The organism is Desulfofundulus salinus (assembly GCF_003627965.1).
In the GTDB taxonomy this organism is placed as follows: domain Bacteria; phylum Bacillota; class Desulfotomaculia; order Desulfotomaculales; family Desulfovirgulaceae; genus Desulfofundulus; species Desulfofundulus salinus.
In genome coordinates, this window is the sequence record NZ_RBWE01000001.1 from 1100120 (window position 1) to 1118116 (window position 17997).

17 protein-coding genes and 1 other annotated feature are annotated in these 17997 nt (G+C 54.8%); of the genes, 13 read left to right on the plus strand and 4 right to left on the minus strand.

What is annotated here, in order from left to right:
- The first annotated feature begins 91 nt into the window (after positions 1 to 91).
- The 4 genes from D7024_RS05685 to pheA all read left to right on the plus strand — a co-directional run bounded on the left by D7024_RS05685 (position 92) and on the right by pheA (position 5481).
- Positions 92 to 1258 carry a CaiB/BaiF CoA transferase family protein gene (locus tag D7024_RS05685; protein ID WP_243113707.1) on the plus strand — a complete coding sequence of 389 codons (1167 nt, stop codon included), beginning with the start codon at positions 92 to 94 and terminating at the stop codon, positions 1256 to 1258.
- 168 nt (positions 1259 to 1426) lie between these two features.
- Positions 1427 to 2653 carry a radical SAM protein gene (locus D7024_RS05690; protein WP_121450923.1) on the plus strand — a complete coding sequence of 409 codons (1227 nt, stop codon included), beginning with the start codon at positions 1427 to 1429 and terminating at the stop codon, positions 2651 to 2653.
- Positions 2654 to 2724: 71 nt separating this feature from the next.
- Positions 2725 to 3001 (plus strand) — a binding site (T-box leader).
- 182 nt (positions 3002 to 3183) lie between these two features.
- Positions 3184 to 4197: a 3-deoxy-7-phosphoheptulonate synthase gene (aroF, locus tag D7024_RS05700; protein ID WP_121450925.1), complete on the plus strand. Its 1014-nt coding sequence runs from the start codon at positions 3184 to 3186 to the stop codon at positions 4195 to 4197.
- Positions 4198 to 4215: 18 nt separating this feature from the next.
- Entirely contained in the window at positions 4216 to 5481 is a 1266-nt protein-coding gene (gene pheA / locus D7024_RS05705; RefSeq protein WP_121450926.1) for a prephenate dehydratase, read from the plus strand.
- A gap of 40 nt (positions 5482 to 5521) precedes the next feature.
- Here pheA and D7024_RS05710 read toward each other — a convergent pair whose 3' ends face one another.
- The 3 genes from D7024_RS05710 to D7024_RS05720 all read right to left on the minus strand — a co-directional run bounded on the left by D7024_RS05710 (position 5522) and on the right by D7024_RS05720 (position 6765).
- Positions 5522 to 5716, minus strand: coding sequence for a hypothetical protein (locus tag D7024_RS05710; RefSeq protein ID WP_121450927.1), 195 nt, complete (start codon positions 5714 to 5716; stop codon positions 5522 to 5524).
- Between the two features lie 155 nt (positions 5717 to 5871).
- Positions 5872 to 6345, minus strand: a complete 474-nt coding sequence (locus D7024_RS05715) for a bifunctional nuclease family protein (protein ID WP_121450928.1) — start codon at positions 6343 to 6345, stop codon at positions 5872 to 5874.
- Between the two features lie 81 nt (positions 6346 to 6426).
- Positions 6427 to 6765, minus strand: a complete 339-nt coding sequence (locus D7024_RS05720) for a phage holin family protein (protein WP_121450929.1) — start codon at positions 6763 to 6765, stop codon at positions 6427 to 6429.
- A gap of 172 nt (positions 6766 to 6937) precedes the next feature.
- Between D7024_RS05720 and D7024_RS05725 the strand changes: the two genes are divergently transcribed.
- Entirely contained in the window at positions 6938 to 8104 is a 1167-nt protein-coding gene (locus D7024_RS05725) for a hypothetical protein (RefSeq protein ID WP_121450930.1), read from the plus strand.
- Here D7024_RS05725 and D7024_RS05730 read toward each other — a convergent pair.
- The gene (locus D7024_RS05730; protein WP_121450931.1) at positions 8079 to 8324 is read right to left on the minus strand and encodes a hypothetical protein; all 246 of its coding nucleotides are present in this window, start codon (positions 8322 to 8324) and stop codon (positions 8079 to 8081) included. The genes D7024_RS05725 and D7024_RS05730 overlap by 26 nt on opposite strands.
- A 468-nt stretch (positions 8325 to 8792) precedes the next feature.
- On the opposite strand from D7024_RS05730, the gene D7024_RS05735 reads away from it, so the two are divergent.
- From D7024_RS05735 to D7024_RS05775, 8 genes are all read left to right on the plus strand, one after another.
- The gene (locus tag D7024_RS05735) at positions 8793 to 9020 is read left to right on the plus strand and encodes a thermonuclease family protein (protein ID WP_121450932.1); all 228 of its coding nucleotides are present in this window, start codon (positions 8793 to 8795) and stop codon (positions 9018 to 9020) included.
- A 24-nt stretch (positions 9021 to 9044) separates the two neighbouring features.
- Positions 9045 to 9437 (plus strand): 8-oxo-dGTP diphosphatase MutT, encoded by a 393-nt coding sequence (mutT, locus tag D7024_RS05740; RefSeq protein ID WP_121450933.1) that lies wholly within the window; start codon positions 9045 to 9047, stop codon positions 9435 to 9437.
- A 272-nt stretch (positions 9438 to 9709) separates the two neighbouring features.
- The gene (locus D7024_RS05750) at positions 9710 to 11125 is read left to right on the plus strand and encodes a type I restriction-modification system subunit M (RefSeq protein WP_121450934.1); all 1416 of its coding nucleotides are present in this window, start codon (positions 9710 to 9712) and stop codon (positions 11123 to 11125) included.
- A 13-nt stretch (positions 11126 to 11138) separates the two neighbouring features.
- Positions 11139 to 12242 (plus strand): restriction endonuclease subunit S, encoded by a 1104-nt coding sequence (locus D7024_RS05755; RefSeq protein WP_279221016.1) that lies wholly within the window; start codon positions 11139 to 11141, stop codon positions 12240 to 12242.
- Positions 12226 to 15108, plus strand: coding sequence for a type I restriction endonuclease subunit R (locus D7024_RS05760; RefSeq protein WP_121450936.1), 2883 nt, complete (start codon positions 12226 to 12228; stop codon positions 15106 to 15108). Before D7024_RS05755 ends, D7024_RS05760 begins: the two co-directional genes overlap by 17 nt.
- Positions 15105 to 15548, plus strand: coding sequence for a M48 metallopeptidase family protein (locus D7024_RS05765; RefSeq protein ID WP_121450937.1), 444 nt, complete (start codon positions 15105 to 15107; stop codon positions 15546 to 15548). The genes D7024_RS05760 and D7024_RS05765 overlap by 4 nt, the downstream gene beginning before the upstream one ends.
- A gap of 424 nt (positions 15549 to 15972) precedes the next feature.
- Positions 15973 to 16224: a TM1266 family iron-only hydrogenase system putative regulator gene (locus D7024_RS05770; protein ID WP_121450938.1), complete on the plus strand. Its 252-nt coding sequence runs from the start codon at positions 15973 to 15975 to the stop codon at positions 16222 to 16224.
- A 337-nt stretch (positions 16225 to 16561) separates the two neighbouring features.
- Positions 16562 to 17995, plus strand: coding sequence for an aspartate ammonia-lyase (locus D7024_RS05775; protein WP_435374055.1), 1434 nt, complete (start codon positions 16562 to 16564; stop codon positions 17993 to 17995).
- Positions 17996 to 17997: the final 2 nt, after the last annotated feature.

A 17997-nucleotide genomic window follows, 5' to 3' on the forward strand; every position in this document is an offset into this window, starting at 1 on the left:
GGCTGCGGCTATTTCAACTAATCTAAATCTTACCACAATAATCATTATCCTGGTATAATTTTTGTAAAGCAATGCCGGGAGGCGATAACTGTTGTACCGGACTTTGGAAAATATGAAGGTTCTGGATTTAACGCGGCTGTTGCCCGGTCCCTATGCCACCATGATCCTGGCTGACCTGGGTGCCGAGGTGCTCAAGATCGAGGATCCGGGTGCGGGAGACTACATGCGGGAAATGGGGCCCCGGTTGGGGCGGGAGAGCGTATGGTTTCACGCCGTCAACCGCAACAAGAAGTCCATGCGCTTAAACCTTAAAGCACCACAGGGGCGGGAAATATTTCTGCGTTTGGTACGGGAATTTAACGTGTTGATCGAGAGCTTTAGACCGGGGGTAATGGAGCGCCTGGGCTTGGGTTACGAAATTTTATCTTCCGAGAACCCCCGGCTGGTTTACTGTGCCTTAAGCGGTTACGGTCAGGATGGCCCTTACAGCCGGCGCCCGGGCCATGACATCAACTATATGGCCGTTGCCGGTGCTCTCGGTTTAACCGGCCACCGGGAGGGCCCGCCCGTCCTGCCTGGCGTGCAGGTAGCCGACCTGAGCGGCGGGTTGATGGCGGTAGTTGGCATCCTGGCGGCCTACGTAAAAAGCCTTACGACCGGCCGTGGCGCTTACGTAGATGTGGCTTTAACTGATACAGTAGTATCGTGGATGGCCCTGTACCTAACCCAGTATCTGGCGGGGGCCGGTGAGCCCCACCGCGGCACGGAAGAACTGAACGGGGGTCGGGCCTGTTATAACATCTACGCTACCAGGGACGGGTGCTATGTCAGTGTGGGCAATCTCGAGGCCAAGTTCTGGGAGACTTTTTGTAGCGTTGCCGGGCGGCCGGACCTGCTGCCCCTGCAGCACAGGGAGGACGACGAGGCACGGCAGGCGGTGCAGGAGTTTTTTAGCAGTAAAACGCGCGCCGAAATCATGGAACTATTTGGTACAGTTGACACCTGTATCGAGCCCGTTCTGGATGTTAGCGAGGTGCCGGAGCATCCCCAGATTAAGGCCAGAAATTTATTTATGGAGCTTCCCACCAGGGAAGGGAGTATAACCACGGTTGCCCAGCCCCTCAAGTTGCGGGGTGTGGAGGTAAAAGCCGATTTTCCTGCCCCGGGGGCGGGGGAGCATACGGCGGAGATCCTGCGCCGCCTGGGCTACCGGGAGCAGGACATTGAAGCCTTGAAGTCCGCAGGGGTGGCGGGGTAGGTACCTGTGACACATTCAGCGCCACCGACAGAACCCCGCCGGAGTCCGGGGTCGAGCGCTAGTTTTGGCCTGCGAGGCGAACGGAGCGAGCGCGTGCAAACGGCAGGCAAGTGCTATGTTCAGGATTAGGATTAAAAAAGGAGCATTGCCTAAAGGCGGTGGAAAACTATGTTGCCTGCAATCCTGCAGCACGGTAAAGGATATCACGAAATGGGGCCCATAAGACCCCCCAGCGAGGGCAAAGACCGCTCGCTGCTCATTCGCGTCACCAGAAACTGTCCCTGGAACCGCTGTGAGTTCTGCCGTACCTACAAGAACAAAACTTACAGCCTGCGGGGCGTTGAAGAGATCAAAGCCGACATCGATACGGTTAAAGCGCTGGCTGAGGAAATCAAGGCTGCTTCCTGGCGGCTTGGTTTCCGGGGCGCCATCAGGCAGGAAGTGGTGACCACCTTCATCAACGAAAACCCCGCCCTCTACAGCAGGGCTTACAACGATCCCGAAGCTGTGGAGCGGCGGTTGGAGAGCCTGGCCAATGTTATCCACTGGCTTTCCTCCGGGGCCAGGACTGTCTTTCTCCAGGACGCCAACGCACCGCAAATCAGGACAGCCGACCTGGTGGAAATCCTGCGCTACTTAAAGGAAACTTTCCCCACCATTGAGCGCATAACCTCTTACGCCAGATCCAAGACCATTGCTCGAAAGCCGCTGGAAGACCTGAAGCGGTTGCGTGAGGCCGGTCTTTCCCGGTTACATATCGGTCTTGAATCCGGGTGTGATGAGGTGCTGGCCTGTATCCAAAAGGGAACCACGGCGGACGAACATATCCTTGCCGGCAAAAAAACAAAGGAAGCCGGCATCGAGTTAAGCGAATATTACATGCCCGGCCTGGGTGGAAAGAAGTGGTCAAAAAAACATGCCCTTGAATCGGCCCGGGTTTTAAATGAGATTGACCCGGATTTCATCCGCTTAAGAACCCTTGTTCCCCGCCGGGGTACCCCCCTTTATGACAGGATGCTGGCCGGGGAATTTGAACCGCTCACGGAAGATGAAGTGGTGGAAGAAATTGCCCTGTTCGTGGAGCACCTGGACTGCCATGCCTACCTGGCCAGCGACCAGATGTGCAACCTCTTATGGGAAGTAGAAGGACAGTTGCCCGGCGATAAACCGGCCATTTTACAAACCATTTATGATTACCTGCAAAAGCCCCTTCATGAAAGGCTCAAGATCCAGCTGGAACGCCGCCTGTCCTCTTACCTGTTCATTGCCGGCCATTTGAACCGGGACCTGGCTGCCGATGTGGAGGCGGCGTGGGACGCCGTCAACCGGGGAAGCCCCGATGCGCCGGGAAAGGTGCAAGAGGTGCTGGATGCCGTTAAGCCGGCTTTTATTTAAACTCAAAAAAGACAACCAGCCCCCTTGCGCTGCCGGAGTTTTTCTTTTATAATAAGGCATAAATTATATCCCTAAAGTCGATGAAGGGGAAAAGTAGGCCGGAAACAGTTCTCCAGGGAGGAGGCGTCGGCGACTGGAAGCGCCTTCAGAACATGACCGGTTGAAGTTCTCCCCGGAGATGCAGGCTGAAACCCGTTACCGCGGGCAAGTAGGCCGTGCCGTAGTCTTCCCACGTTACCGGGAAGGGGGTATCGGAAAGACACATTCCCGTACCCTGTGTTGAGGTGGGCCGTTTTTGCGGTCAAGTAGGGTGGTAACGCGGAAAGCAGTATGCTTCTCGTCCCTAAAGGTGCGAGAAGCTTTTATTTTTCCCGTTGCTGTAAGGGGTGTTTGTTTTTCCCGTACCCTGCTCGAGGGGGCCGGGTTTTTCCGGCCAATTGGGGTGGTACCGCGGAAGTCCGCTGCTTTCGTCCCCAGGGATGAAAGCGGCGGACTTTTATTTTTAAAATCATGAATGGAGGGATTAATAAATGGTAGTAGTTATGGACGGGCGGGCTTCCGCCGAGCAGGTCGAGGCGGTAATTATGCGTCTGGAGGAATGCGGTTTTTCTGCCCACCCCATTTATGGGGTCAGGCGGATTGTCATTGGCGCCGTAGGCGACCGGCGCGTACTTAATTCCCTGGGACTGGAAACCATGCCGGGGGTGGAGAGGGTCGTGCCGATCATGAAGCCTTACAAGCTGGTCAGCCGGGAAGCCAGGGAGGAAAACACCGTTGTCCGGGTAGGTCACGTGGCCATTGGTGGCAGCCAGCTGGCGGTCATTGCCGGACCCTGTGCCGTGGAAAGCCGGGAGCAGTTGCTTGCAGCAGCCCACATGGTGCAGCAGGCCGGTGCTGCTATTTTACGCGGCGGCGCTTTCAAACCCCGTACTTCCCCCTACAGCTTCCAGGGGCTGGGGGAAAAGGGCTTAAAACTGCTGGCGGAAGCGGCCCGCCAGACCGGCCTGGCCACAGTTACCGAAGTGGTGGATGAGCACAGTCTGGAACTGGCCGTTGAGTACGTTGATATGCTCCAGGTGGGGGCCAGGAACATGCAGAATTTCCGCCTCCTGCAGATGGTCGGCCGCTCGGGCAAGCCGGTACTGCTCAAACGCGGCCTGTCGGCTACAGTGGAAGAGTGGCTGATGGCGGCGGAGTACATCATGTCCGAAGGTAACGGGCAGATAGTCCTTTGCGAGCGGGGTATCCGCACCTTTGAGCATTCCACCCGCAACACCCTGGACTTGAGTGCCGTACCGCTGGTGAAGTCTTTAAGCCACCTGCCAGTGATTGTGGATCCCAGCCATGCCACGGGGGACCGCCGGCTGGTGGGCCCCATGGCCAGGGCGGCGGTGGCTGCCGGTGCCGATGGTTTGCTGATTGAAGTGCACCCTGAGCCCACGCAGGCCCTTTGTGACGGTCCCCAGTCCCTGACTCCGGCGCAGTTTGTTTCCCTGATGGAGGAATTGCGGGCGGTGGCTGCTGCCGTGGGGCGGGCGGCTTGAAAGAAAGGAGCAAGAGCCATGGACAAAAAAATTGGTTACCTTGGCCCATGTGGTACCTTTTCGGAACTGGCGGTGCGGCAATACCTGGCCCGGCAGCCGGCAGGGGATGTCCAAATGGTAGCCCTGCCGTCCATATACGAGGTGCTTGCGGCGGTGGTGCAGGGAGAAGTGACCGAAGCGGTGGTGCCGCTGGAGAACTCCAGTGAAGGGGCGGTTAACCAGACTCAGGACCTGCTGGCCCATACTTTCCCGGACTTACGCATTAAAGGGGAGATCATCCTGCCGGTGGTCCACTGCCTTATGGCTCCGCCGGGAGTATCGCTAAAGACAATTGAAAGGGTGCTTTCCCATCCCCATGCCCTGGCCCAGTGCCGGGAGTTCATCTCCAGACACCTGCCCGGAGCTCAGGTGGTGGAAACCGCCAGCACGGCCGCTGCCGTGCACCTGGTGGCTTCCACCGGTGCTCCCTGGGCAGCCATTGGCCCCGTAACGGCTGCCCGGGAGTACGGGCTGGAAGTGCTGGTGGAAAAAATCAATGATTGCCCCGGCAACGCCACCCGGTTTATCGTGGTCGGTCGTGAGGACGGCGGGTGGGCGCCGGACTGCAAAACAACCCTTATTGTTTCCGTGGCCCACCGCCCGGGAGCCCTGTACGAGGTGCTGGGAGAGTTTGCCGCAAGGGGGATCAACCTGACGCGTATAGAGTCCCGTCCCTCCAGGCGCCGTTTGGGGGAGTACCTGTTTTTCATCGATCTGGTAGGCCACCGGCTTGATGAACAGGTACAGGAAGCTTTAGAAGCAGTGGCTTCCCGGGCAGAGTTGAGGGTGCTCGGTTCCTATCCCGCGGACTTGAGCGGGCCTGAGCATACTGCCGACCCGGTCGATAAAGTAAAACGGCCAGCTGACGACATCCCCAGCAGCTCAACGGTGGAGGCCGGGTTCACCGGTCAGGCGGTATCCCCATCCCCGGTACAATGGGAGGAAATTGAAGGGTTGCGGGAGGCCATCGATGAGGTGGATGAACAAATGGTGGAATTGCTGGCCCGGCGTAACGCTCTGGCGGTCCGGATAGGGAAATTAAAGGCAGGCGTTTGCCCGGTGCGCGATCCCCACCGGGAATCCCGGGTGCTGGCCCGGGTGCGCCGCCTGGCCCAACTAAAAGGGGTGGATCCGGCGATAGTGGAAAAAGTATATCGTTTGATCATCCAGCATGCCGTACGCCTGCAAAGGGAACAGCAGGGAGGCGCCCGGGCCGCCTGCACCCCGCCTGCCGGTGACTTTTAAGGCCGGGTTTCCCCCGGCCGCTTGAAAAAGGAAGATAGTGCTACTTGACTTCCGGGTTCCTTTCCCTCCGCCCTGTTTTACAGGACATCTGCCATTTTACCGCCTTGTTGGTTCCGTGGCGGTGGACGCTTTCCAGCTGTGCCTTTTGGGATTTAATCTCCCTAGGTTGAGGGATTCCCGGCGGGCGGTGGAGGTCCGCAATGGTTTCGGGTCTTTTGTAACCGTTGCCGGTCATGGGGCACCTCCTTTTTTGACTGTTTCATGCTTGATTTAGTGTTATTTTGCCCTGTCCTTTAATCACTAATCTCCCGCGGAATGGGTAAAAGAAAGTAAAAAACCCTTCTTAGCGGTACAGAAGGGTTTTGTTAGTTTTCTTCTTTAGATTGTGCGTTAGTGAAGGGACTTTTTATATTCTTTAGTAAGCTCAAAGATCTTTTCCAATTCGGCCCGGGTTTCCTCATCAAAAAGGTCCTTGATAAAAAGCATATGCTCCGTGAGTTTGTCGGTTACATATACCGGTGCCGCCGCCCGCAAAGCCAGGGCCACGGCGTCGCTGGGGCGGGCGTCCAGCACCAGACCATGTTCGGGTAGTGCCAGGTGAACCTCCGCGTAAAAGGTGCTGTCTTTGAGATCGGTGATTACCACCTGGGAAATCCGGGCACCCATAGCTTCACAGGCGTTTTTAAACAGGTCGTGGGTCAGGGGGCGGGGTGGAGGTACCTGCCCTAAGGCTACGGCAATGGAGTGGGCTTCCAGCAATCCCACCCAGATGGGTAACACCCTTTCTTCTTCCTGATCGGTTAGCAGTATGATTGGATTACCCGACATGTCATAGGCAATTCCCTTCACATTGACACGGATCACCGCTCCCACCTCCGTAAAACTTGCCCGGGCTAAACCTGCCCGTGACCTGCCCGATCTTATTGCTATTTTATCACTAAATTATCAATTTTTAAATAAAATATTGATTACCCAGCCCGCAACACTGGTCAGGAGAGCCCCCCAGAAGGCACCGCCAAAGCTATAGACGTGAAAGCCGGGTACCAGCCAGGCAGTTATGGTGAAGGTTATGGCATTGATGACAAAGATAAACAGGCCCAGGGTAATGACCGTTAACGGCAGGGTAAGGAATAATAACACCGGCCGCACAAAAGTATTTACCAGACCCAGGACAAAGGCTGCCAGTACCGCCGGGCCGATGCCCACGATACGAAACCCGGGTACGATTAAATCAATTAACAGCAGAGCCAGTCCGTTAAGACAGATGGTCGCAAGCCAGCGCATGAGAAAACTCCTTTTACTGAACATTTACTTAAATCTTTCGCCGCTTCTGGCCCGGTTCCTGCTGACAAACTTAAAAGTTCCGTCCCTATGTTGGCAGTGACGCGCCCCCCCTTGCCGGAGCAGGAATTAAAACCCACCTGTCGAATAACATATGACTAATGGAGGTGGGTGTGTGTCTACCCGAAAAGAAGTTTCCCGCCGGCCCGGTGAGGCCGGTTTGCCTGCCGCGTCTCTTCTGGAAGGGGCGGCTGTAGCCGTCCCGGCGGTGTTGACCGGGCAGAATTTTTATCACCCGCTGGTATTCCTGCTCCTGGGGTTCTATACCTCCTGGCGGGTGGGACGCGTCCGGCAGGCTTGCTTTTTTGGGGGCTTTTGCCTGGGGGCTGTGGCCACTGCTACGGCAATCTTCGGGGTAAGCGGTAAAGTCTTGCCTGCGAAAGCACTGGCAGTTATAATGCTGGTCATTGCCGTTTTTGCTGCTTACCGCCTTTTTTCCGGGGCACACTTTTTTGCTACTTATTACCACACGCCCCTGGCCTGGGTAACTACTTTGAGCTGGGCCCTTGTTACGGGTCTTTTCGTGCGGGGTGCCGGGGTCGGTGATGTGGGGGTGATGATCACTCCCATGCTCTGGCTTTGCCTGTTGCCCCTTTGGGCGTCCTCCTGGCGCCTGCTGCACAGCCTGCTCTTTGCCGTAACCTATTTGGCCGCGGTGTACCTGCCGGAGTTACCCGGCGGCGGTATTAACCTGCTGGCCGGGCAATGGCCGGTGGGAGTTGCCGCTCTGGGTCTGGCTCTGGTGCCTGAACTTTTGGGCTACCTTTACCCCGGGCGAAAACACCCCCTGGATTCCCTGCCGGTGATCACTCCAACGCTAAACTGGCGGCAGAAATTAAAGGCCTGGCGGGAGGTATTTTTTCTCCTGGGTGATTTCTATGCCCTGAACATGGAAAAGTATGCCTGGTTTGTGCGGTCGGCTCATTACGGGCGGTACTTCATTTTCCTGGGGGCAGCAGGGGAAATTGTGGCCCCGCTGCTGGATTTGCTGCCGTGGCTTGCATGGCTGGCCGGGTTTTTAGCCCTTGCCGGTATGCTGATGGAGCTGGGCGCTGGCAACTACGGGGTGATGATCCCCGGGCTGGGTTTCTACGGTGTGGCTATGGCTGCCGGCCGGGGTTTCCTGGCCGGCCCGGTCCAGTATTTTCCCCTGGTCTGTGGTACCCTTCTGGTTCTGCTGTCCTTTGTCCTCTGGCAGGGCCGGCCCCGGGAAACCCCGCAAGAGTTGCAAAGGTGGAAAGAATTGAACTTTCCGGCTACCTTGCCTTCCGACGGGCAATGATATGGTAGAGCCTGCCGTCATGGCTGCCCCGGGGCTGGTAGTCAAAACCGGCTGCCTCCAGGATTTCCGTAACCTGGTCGGCCTGGTGGGCGTCGGTAGCTTCCATAACGATGTTGAGCTCATCATCTTCGCCCAGGCCGTTTAAAGCGGACTGCAGCCGTGCTATTCCCCGTTCGTTAATAACCGGTTCCAGGTGAATGGTGATATCTGCCATCTCCATTTATACCTCCCATGTTAGCTTTTCCATTATAGCCTTGTCTATGTATGGTGCAGATGTTCGGTAAAAACCGCTTTGTTAACTACAGGGCACGGCGTTGCCCGGAAAGATAACCTATGAGGTGGAGCTGCAGCGTTAGCTGCGGCTTCTCTTTTTTGATCGGCAACAACACCGGCCTTTTTTAATTTCCCCCTCGATGGGGGGTTTTGGCGGAGGCAGGGATTGCAGTTTGATGACGCTGCGACGTGCAGGCCGGTTTACCCAAACACTCCTGTACCGCCTTTAACCCCCTTTTCCCTGAAGTGCGGTGTATGGGAGAGCCTGAATGTTTTTTGACTTTGTGGCGGCCTGCTGTCAGTGGAGATAGTGTAAAATAAAATCGAGGTTTCCAGTATAGAGGAAAACGGGAGGGAAAAGGGGTGCTAAAGTTGAATAGGTAAGGACGACGGCGAGGCCGAAGTAAGGGTCAAGATGTTCAACGCCGAATTGGTCCTGAACAGCTACGCTCAGGTGATGACCGTCCCGCCCAACGTGAAGTACGCCGACCTTTTCGCGGAGCTCCAGCGGGAGGCGCGGGAAGCCGGGAATGGCCTGTGGGGGGCGGTGGCCGCCGCGTACAACATGTGGGATTTGCAAAGTATTAAAGAAAGACACCAGCAAATGCTAAGTAAAGCTAAAAATTGTGGCTATAATTATTGACCAAATTCGTAAAGGAGCCAAACCATGATCAAAGTTACCGCAGCCATATTAATTAAAGATGGGCGGGTTCTGATTGCTAAACGTAAGGCAAATGATAAACTGGCCAATAAATGGGAGTTCCCGGGCGGCAAAATTGAGGCCGGTGAAAGCCCGGAAGAATGTTTACGCCGGGAAATGCGGGAAGAATTCCAGGTTGAGATAGCGGTGGAGGAGTTCTTTGGGGAGAGCATATATCGTTATGATCATACTACCGTTCACCTGCTGGCTTACCTGGCCCATTTGGAAAAAGGGGAGCTTAAACCAACAAGCCACGCTGAATATCGCTGGGTAAGCGCAGACGAACTGGACAAATATGATTTTGCTCCTGCTGATAAACCGTTCGTAGAAAAAATACAAAGCAGCAGGGTGATAGAATGAGTTTCCAACCTGGACTACAACCCGAAGTTTTTGTCCCTGGTAAATATACCTATATGGGGAGAGTAGAATTGGCCGGGCAACCTTATCAGGAAATACAACCCGATGCTGATGGTAACCCGCGCCGGGTATGGGTCTTCCCTCTTCGGTTAGTAGATACCTCGTCGCCGGTTCTTATACCGGAGGAGTTTGCAATCGATGCATGTTTTAGATCTCGCTGCAGACCGGGAAAAGTTACAAAAAGAGTTGCAGTTAATTAATGGGAGGAATAGTTAATGACCGAAAACACCAGCCTGGATCTCAGTACCCTGGAGAACTGGCTTTGGGAAGCGGCCTGTGTCATTCGTGGCCCGGTAGATGCCCCAAAGTATAAGGACTACATATTACCTCTGATCTTTTTAAAACGCCTTTCCGACGTCTTTGAGGATGAAGTGGCCAGGCTGGCCGACGAGATATTTGGTAGTGTAGAAGAATCACTGGAGCAGGTGGATGAAGATCACGAGCTGGTCAGGTTTTATATCCCCCAAATCGCCCGCTGGCCGTCCATTGCCCGGCAGACCACGAACATCGGGGAATATCTCACCGATGCCGTGCGGGCGGTGGCCCGGGAGAATCCCAAGCTGCAGGGCATTTTTGAACACGTAGACTTTAACGCCCGGGCAGTCGGCCAGCCTATTATAGACAACGACCGGCTTTTTACCCTGGTCCAGATCCTTTCCCGCTACCGGTTGGGATTAAAAGACGTGGAGGCCGACATTCTGGGCCGGGCTTATGAATACTTGCTGCGTAAATTTGCCGAGGGTCAGGGACAAAGCGCCGGCGAATTCTATACTCCCCGGGAAGTGACCTGGCTCATGGCCTATATCCTGGACCCCCAACCCGGCGATGAGATCTACGATCCGGCCTGTGGCTCCGGCGGTCTTTTAATCAAAAGCGTGCTGGCTTACCGGGAAGCATATGGGACTGATAGCCAGATCGCCCCGGTCAAGATTTACGGCCAGGAGATTAACTTCACCACCTTTGCCATGGCCAAAATGAACGCTTTCATCCATGATCTGGAGGCCGAAATCCGCCTGGGGGACACAATGGCCCGGCCGGCCTTTACCAACCCCGATGGTTCCCTGCGTGTTTTTGATAAGGTGACCGCCAATCCCATGTGGAACCAGAAGTTCCCCCTTTCCATATATGAAGAAGACCCCTTTGACCGGTTTAAGTTTGGCGGTATCCCGCCGGCCTCCAGTGCCGACTGGGGCTGGATCCAGCACATGTTTGCCTCCCTCAAAGAAAACGGCAAGATGGCCGTGGTTTTAGACACCGGTTCCGTTTCCCGGGGCAGCGGCAACCAGGGCTCCAACCGGGAGCGGGACATCCGGAAAGTCTTTGTGGAAAATGACCTGGTGGAATGTGTGATTCTGCTGCCTGAAAACCTGTTTTATAACACCACCGCCCCGGGCATTATCCTGGTGATCAATAAAGCCAAAAAACATCCGGGGGAAATTCTGTTAATTAACGCATCCAGGCTATTTACCAAAGGGCGCCCGAAGAACTACCTGGACGATGACCATATAAAGCAGGTATATGAGATTTACCGGGACTGGCGGGAAGAGGAGGGCCTGAGCAAAATAATCCGTACCGAGGAAGCGGCCCGCAATGATTATAACCTTAGCCCTTCCCTAGAACTATACACTTAAGTTTCGTGAAGAGATCACCAGTGGCGTATATTGTGAAAAGGGCGATATTCTATTAGCCCGGATTACACCTTGCTTTGAAAACGGAAAGCAAGGCATCCTACGAGATATTCCCACTTATTTTGCATATGCCACTACCGAGGTCTATCCATTGAAGCCCAACCCCTCGAAACTTGAACCCCTGTTCCTGTTTCATTGCTTACGCCAGCCGGATGTTAGAAGACAACTTGCTGGTAAGATGGAAGGAGCAACCGGGAGGCAAAGAATTCCTAAATCAGTATTAGAGGCGCACCTTCTCCCCCTCCCACCCCTCCCCGAGCAGCGCAAAATCGCCCACGTCCTTTCCACCATCCAGCGGGCAATTGAACTGCAGGACAGGATCATCGCCGCCGTCCGGGAATTAAAGCGGTCGCTCATGCGGCACCTCTTCACCTATGGCCCGGTGCCTGTGGACCAGATTGACCGCGTCCCCCTGAAGGAAACCGAAATCGGCCCGGTGCCGGAGCATTGGGAAGTAGTAAAGTTGGGAGATGTTGCAGATACAAAGAGTGGTGGGACACCTAGCAGAAACGTTCCTGAATATTTTAAAGGGAATATTCCGTGGGTAAAGTCTGGAGAATTAGATGATAATATTATATTTAAAACTGAGGAGCAAATTAGCGAAAAGGGATTAGAAAATTCTTCGGCAAAAATTTTTCCTAGAGGTACACTTCTTATTGCAATGTATGGAGCTACTGCAGGTAAAACAGCACTTTTAGATATAGATGCTGCTACCAACCAAGCTGTATGTGCGGTATTTCCTAAGGATAAATCCTTTGATCCACAATATATGAAGGCCTATATTATACACAGGCGCGAAGATCTCTTGAAAGAACGGTATGGGGGAGCACAACCTAATGTTAGCCAAACCATTATTAAGGCATTTCCTGTTACGCTTCCTCCTCTTCCCGAACAAAGCCAAATCGCGCACATTATTACTAGACTAGAACAAAAGGTTGAGGCAGAAGAGAAACGTAAGGTAGCTTTACAATCCCTCTTCCAAACCATGCTCCACCTGCTCATGACCGGCAAAGTGCGGGTAAAAGACCTGGAGGTGAATCTTGATGCCCCTGGGCGGTGAAAAGGCCACGGTCCAAAATCCCTTCATCCGTTACGCCACCGAAACGGGCTGGCAGTATGTCGCCCCATCTGATCTGGAGCTCCGGCGCGGCGGCGTGGGCGGGTTGGTGGTCCGGGATGTCTTTATCAGCCAGCTCCAGAAATTAAACCCCGGCGTAGTGGATCACCTGCGTGCCGAAGAGGTATTAAAGCGGCTGGAGCGGGTACCGCCCACCATTGAAGGGAACCTCCAGGCCTGGGAATACTTGAAGGGCCTGCGCTCGGTCTATGTAGAAACAGAAAAAAGAGAACGCAACATCCGCCTTTTGGACCTGGGCAACTGGCGGGCTAATGTCTTCCAGGTTTCCGACGAGTTTACGTATACCAACGGCACCTGTACCATTCGGGCCGATATTGTCTTTTTAATTAACGGGATCCCGGTGCTGGTGGTAGAAACAAAGTCCACCAGCGAGATCGAGGGCATCGCTAAAGCCCTGGATCAGTTGCGCCGTTATCACCAGCAGGCCCCGGAATTCATGGCCCTCTTGCAGGTATGTAACCTCACCCACCTGGTCCGCTTCTACTATGGAGCCACCTGGAGCCTGAGCCGCAAAAATCTTTTCAACTGGCGGGACGAGAACCAGAGCCAGGATTTTGAATCCCTGGTGAAAAACTTCATCCATCCCCAGCGGGTTTTGCGGGTATTGACGGACTTTATCATGTTTACCCGCAAAGATGACGTTTTGAGCAAGGTCATCCTGCGCCCCCACCAGATGCGGGCCGTTGGCCGGGTGCTAAACCGCGCCGCCGACCCGGCCAAAAAGCGGGGGCTGGTCTGGCACACCCAGGGTTCGGGCAAGACCTACACCATGATCACCATTGCTAAAAAGCTCATTGAAGATCCCCGTTTTAATAACCCCACGGTGCTCATGCTGGTGGACCGCAATGAGCTGGAACAGCAGCTTTTCAACAATCTCTCCGCCTGCGGCCTTGGCGCGGTGGAGGTAGCCAGGAGTAAAAACCATTTAAGAGAACTTTTAGCTTCCGACCGGCGGGGTTTGATCGTGAGCATGATTCATAAATTTGATGACATGCCGGCGGACCTTAACCTGCGTTCCAATATTTTTGTGCTGGTGGATGAGGCCCACCGCACCACTGGCGGAGACCTGGGCAACTACCTGATGGGCGCCCTGCCCAATGCCACCTATATCGGTTTTACCGGCACTCCCATTGACCGCACGGCCCACGGTAAGGGTACCTTTAAAGTATTTGGCTGTGAAGATCCCCATGGCTACCTGGATAAGTACAGCATTGCCGAATCCATAGAGGACCGGACGACGGTACCCCTGCATTACGCCCTGGCCCCCAATGACCTGCGGGTGGACCGGGAAACTCTGGAGGAAGAATTCTTAAATCTGGCCGCGGCCGAAGGGGTCAGTGACGTTGAGGAACTGAATAAGGTTTTAGAAAAAGCCGTTACCTTGAAGAATATGCTCAAAAACCGGGAGCGGATGGACCGGATCGCCGCCTATGTGGCCCGGCATTACCGGGAATACGTGGAGCCGCTGGGTTATAAAGCCTTTTTAGTGGGAGTGGACCGGGAAGCCTGTGTTCTGTATAAAGAGGCCCTGGACGAATACCTGCCGCCTGAATATTCGTCTGTGGTGATCAGCCGGGGGCATAATGATGAAGCTCACCTGGCCCGTTATCATCTTTCCGACGACGAAGAAAAGAAAATCCGTAAGGCCTTTGCCGATCCGGAATCACTGCCCAAGATTCTCATTGTAACCGAGAAGCTGCTTACCGGTTACGATGCCCCGGTGCTGTATTGCATGTACCTGGATAAGCCCATGCGGGACCATGTGCTGCTGCAGGCCATTGCCCGGGTCAACCGTCCCTATGAAGATAAAGATGGCCACCAGAAGCCGGCCGGCTTTGTCCTGGACTTTGTGGGTATCTTTGAAAACCTGGAGAAAGCTTTAGCCTTTGATTCCCGCGACGTGGAAGGGACAATCCAGCACCTCGACCTGTTAAAAGAGCGTTTTGCGGAAATGATGGCCAAAGCGAAAAGGGATTACCTGTCCATTATTGAAAATTACAGTTATGACAAAGCAGCAGACAAAGCCCTGGAACATTTCCGGGGCCAGGAGGCCAAACAGGAATATTACTGGTTTTTCAAGGAACTGGCCAACCTTTATGAAATTCTCTCTCCCGATCCGTTTCTCCGGGAATACCTGGATGACTATGATCAGCTGGCCAGATTATACCGATTGCTTCGGTCAACGGAGACAGTTCCTTTAGACAAGGAGCTGATGCGGAAAACAGCCCGGCTCGTGCAGGAACATACCCTGCCGGGGGCAATTAAAGATGGGGTGGACATCTATGAAATTACCGAGCACACCCTGGAGAAGCTGGCCGAGGACACCGCTCCCTATACGGTTAAGGTTTTTAACCTGCTAAAAAGCATCACCGAGGCGGTCGCAGAAAGAGCCAAGCAGGCGCCTTACCTCCTTTCCATCGGGGAGATGGCCGAAAGAATCGCCCAGGCCTACCAGGAGCGGCAATTGAATACCCAGGAAGCGCTTAAGCGCCTGCAGGAATTAATTGATGAATTTATGGCGGCGGAAAAAGAGCGGGCCGAGAAAAGAATGGCTCCGGAACCTTATGCCGTTTACTGGCTTTTAAAGCGGCAAAAGGTTAATGGAGCTGAACGGGTAGCCAGGAATATGGCCCGGGCCTTTGAACGTTATCCCTACTGGCAGAGCAGTGAAACCCAGGAACGGCAGATACGTTTGGAATTATATAAAAACCTCAAAGCAGCAGCCGTTAAGGAAATAAAAAATTTGGTAGACCAAATATTAAGCCTGTTAAAGGGGGCTGGACGATGAGTCTGGCGTTAGGCCATAACTTATTCGGCAGGCAACAGGGGCCTTCAACTGATAATCCGGCGTACGTTGCCGTAAAAGATCCCTTTGGGAAGCTAATGGAGCGCGGCGATGTATCCTATGATTCGATGAATTCTCTTGCCTCCCTGGATGAGCTTGAGGAAGTGATCCCCGAAGAAGTATTCCGGGCGGAAGTGGCTACCTGGGCCAGGCGGATCGGTGTGGAACCTAAACAGGTCCAGCTCCGGGCGATGAAAAAGAAATGGGCCAGTTGCTCCAGCAAAGGGAGGCTGACCTTTGACCCGGCCATATTACGCATGCCGGCAGCCTTCCGGGCGGAGGCCATTGTCCATGAGCTGCTGCACTTGAAGATACCCAACCACGGCCCACTATTTAAGGCGCTGCTGAGGGGGTTTTTAGCGAAGTATAGGGGGGAAGCCTGACCAAAGAAAGTACTTCTTTTGCTTTGCGTGATAGTCTTAGGACAAAAAACTCAAAATAGTGGGCATAGTTATTTTAAGTCCCAATTTTTTAGCGGCAAATTCGGTCAGGCCGGACGGCCGCCGGGGAAAAATTATTGTCAAATTACTGATTTTACAGTATAATCTTTCATAAGTACCCTGACGGATGGGGGCCAGGTGGCCCTGAACCGGAGGGGTATGATAACGGCATAACAGCCTTCCCTGCGAAAAGGGTTTTTCCTGTACTCAAGGGGGCAGCGAAGAAACCGGGCAGCAGCCTGCTTTTCGTGGGAGAAAGGCAGGCTTTTTTGTTTACATTAATAGCATCTTCTAAAAAGGGCATGGTGCGCTCATTTGTGAACGAATTGCGGGGTGCGTTTAAGTTGCGGCGTTGGGAGGTGAGGTTGTGGAAAGGCGCATTGGTGTCGTCGGCATCCTGGTCGAAGACCGCCAGCATGCCGCGGGAAAGATCAACAGCATCCTGGGGGAATATGCGGAGATTATTGTGGGGCGCATGGGCATACCTTACCGTGAGAAGAACCTTTCGGTCATAGCTCTAATTGTTGACGGCACCACCGACGAAATTGGGGCTATGACTGGAAAACTGGGCAGTATCAGGGGTGTGCAGGTAAAAAGCGCCCTGGTGTCCCGCAAGTAACACATTTAAAAAATATACTGTCGCAAAATCAGAAACAAAACGGGCGGCGGTCGTCCCTTAAGGAGCGACATTGCGGAGGGCCGGATACGACACACGGCGCTGCCGAGGTTAGCGAACCGGCAGCGCGAATCGCGCTGGTACCAGTATCGATAGAATGATTGAGCTACTTAAGCTGTAATTATCTCATGAAAAAATAAGACTTCCGGCGCATATGCAGCGCTGCCAGGTTCGCTCCGAGGCAAGCCGATGTTTCGTCCGGCCCGTAGCACGGAGCGACGGGGGACGACCGCCGCGCCGGGTAGTTATGCGACAATATCAAAAAGGGTGTTGGGTTGAGGTGTCCTACCGGGTAGAAAAAGATCTGCTGGGTGAAAGGGAAATCCCCCGGGAGGCCTACTACGGCATCCATACTTTAAGGGCCAAAGAAAATTTTGCCGTGTCCGGGGTTCCCGTTCACCGGGAGCTCATCTGGGCCCTGGCCCTGGTCAAAAAAGCCGCGGCCATGGCCAACAGGGAGATTGGTTTGCTGGAACCCCGCATTGCCGGGGCCATAGTGCAGGCGGCGGAAGAACTGGCCCGGGGGCAGTGGCATGATCAAATTGTAGTCGACGCCTTTCAGGGCGGGGCGGGCACTTCCACCAACATGAATGTCAACGAGGTCATTGCCAACCGGGCCATTGAAATCCTGGGGGGGACAAAGGGAGATTACTCACTGGTCCATCCGCTGGATCACGTTAACCTGGGCCAGTCCACCAATGACGTTTACCCTACGGCCCTGCGGGTGGCGGCCATCAAACTGGTGCGGGAGTTGAGCCAGGCCATGGCCGTTCTGCAGGGGGCCCTGCAGGCCAGGGAAAAGGAGTTTGCCACCATACTCAAGATCGGCCGCACCCAGCTGCAGGATGCAGTGCCCGTTACCCTGGGCCAGGAGTTCAGCGCCTACGCTGAGGCGGTAGCCCGGGACTGGTGGCGTTTGTACAAGGCAGAGGAACGCCTGCGGCAGGTTAACCTGGGTGGGACAGCCGTGGGGACGGGACTCAACGCCAGCCGGCGTTATATCTTCCGGGTGGTGGAGATCCTGCGGGAGCTGACCGGTTTTGGCCTGGCCCGGGCGGAAAACACCGTGGAAGCCACGCAAAATGCCGATATTTTCGCGGAGGTCTCCGGCTTTGTAAAGACCGCCGCCGTCAACCTGGCCAAGATCGCCGGGGATCTGCGCCTGTTATCTTCCGGCCCCCGGGCGGGATTGGGGGAAATCAGGCTGCCTGAGGTGCAGGCCGGTTCATCGATCATGCCCGGCAAGGTCAACCCCGTGATCCCCGAAATGGTCACCCAGGTGGCCTACCAGGTGATGGCCGGCGATGCGGCTGTTAACATGGCCGCGGCTTCCGGGCAGCTGGAGTTGAATGCCTTCCTCCCCCTGATTGCCCACAATTTGCTCCACTCCCTGGAAATGATGACCGGGGCGGCCAGGTTGCTGGCGGAAAAATGCGTCCGGGGCATTCAAGCTGATGAGGCCCGCTGCCGGCAGCTGCTGGAAGCCAGCCAGGGAGTGATCACCGCTTTTGTCCCTTACCTGGGCTACGAGAAGGCTACCGCCGTGGTTCTGCGGGCGGTCCGAAGCGGTCGGCCGGTGACGGAACTGCTGGTGGAGGAGGGGTTGTTCACCAGGGAGGAAATCGAAGCAATCCTTAAACCGGAAGAGCTGACCACACCGGGTGTGGCCGGCGTGCGGCATTTAAAACGTTTTTTAACCAGGGAAGGTGATTAAGC

Coding starts and splice junctions, on each gene's coding strand:
- D7024_RS05720 (WP_121450929.1), bottom strand. CDS start 6,765: ATGCGCTGGCTTGCGACCATCTGTCTTAACGGACTGGCTCTGCTGTTA.
- D7024_RS05760 (WP_121450936.1), top strand. CDS start 12,226: ATGCCCCTGGGCGGTGAAAAGGCCACGGTCCAAAATCCCTTCATCCGT.
- D7024_RS05690 (WP_121450923.1), top strand. CDS start 1,427: ATGTTGCCTGCAATCCTGCAGCACGGTAAAGGATATCACGAAATGGGG.
- D7024_RS05710 (WP_121450927.1), bottom strand. CDS start 5,716: ATGACCGGCAACGGTTACAAAAGACCCGAAACCATTGCGGACCTCCAC.
- D7024_RS05765 (WP_121450937.1), top strand. CDS start 15,105: ATGAGTCTGGCGTTAGGCCATAACTTATTCGGCAGGCAACAGGGGCCT.
- D7024_RS05735 (WP_121450932.1), top strand. CDS start 8,793: ATGTTCAACGCCGAATTGGTCCTGAACAGCTACGCTCAGGTGATGACC.
- aroF (WP_121450925.1), top strand. CDS start 3,184: ATGGTAGTAGTTATGGACGGGCGGGCTTCCGCCGAGCAGGTCGAGGCG.
- pheA (WP_121450926.1), top strand. CDS start 4,216: ATGGACAAAAAAATTGGTTACCTTGGCCCATGTGGTACCTTTTCGGAA.
- D7024_RS05750 (WP_121450934.1), top strand. CDS start 9,710: ATGACCGAAAACACCAGCCTGGATCTCAGTACCCTGGAGAACTGGCTT.
- D7024_RS05730 (WP_121450931.1), bottom strand. CDS start 8,324: ATGGAGATGGCAGATATCACCATTCACCTGGAACCGGTTATTAACGAA.
- mutT (WP_121450933.1), top strand. CDS start 9,045: ATGATCAAAGTTACCGCAGCCATATTAATTAAAGATGGGCGGGTTCTG.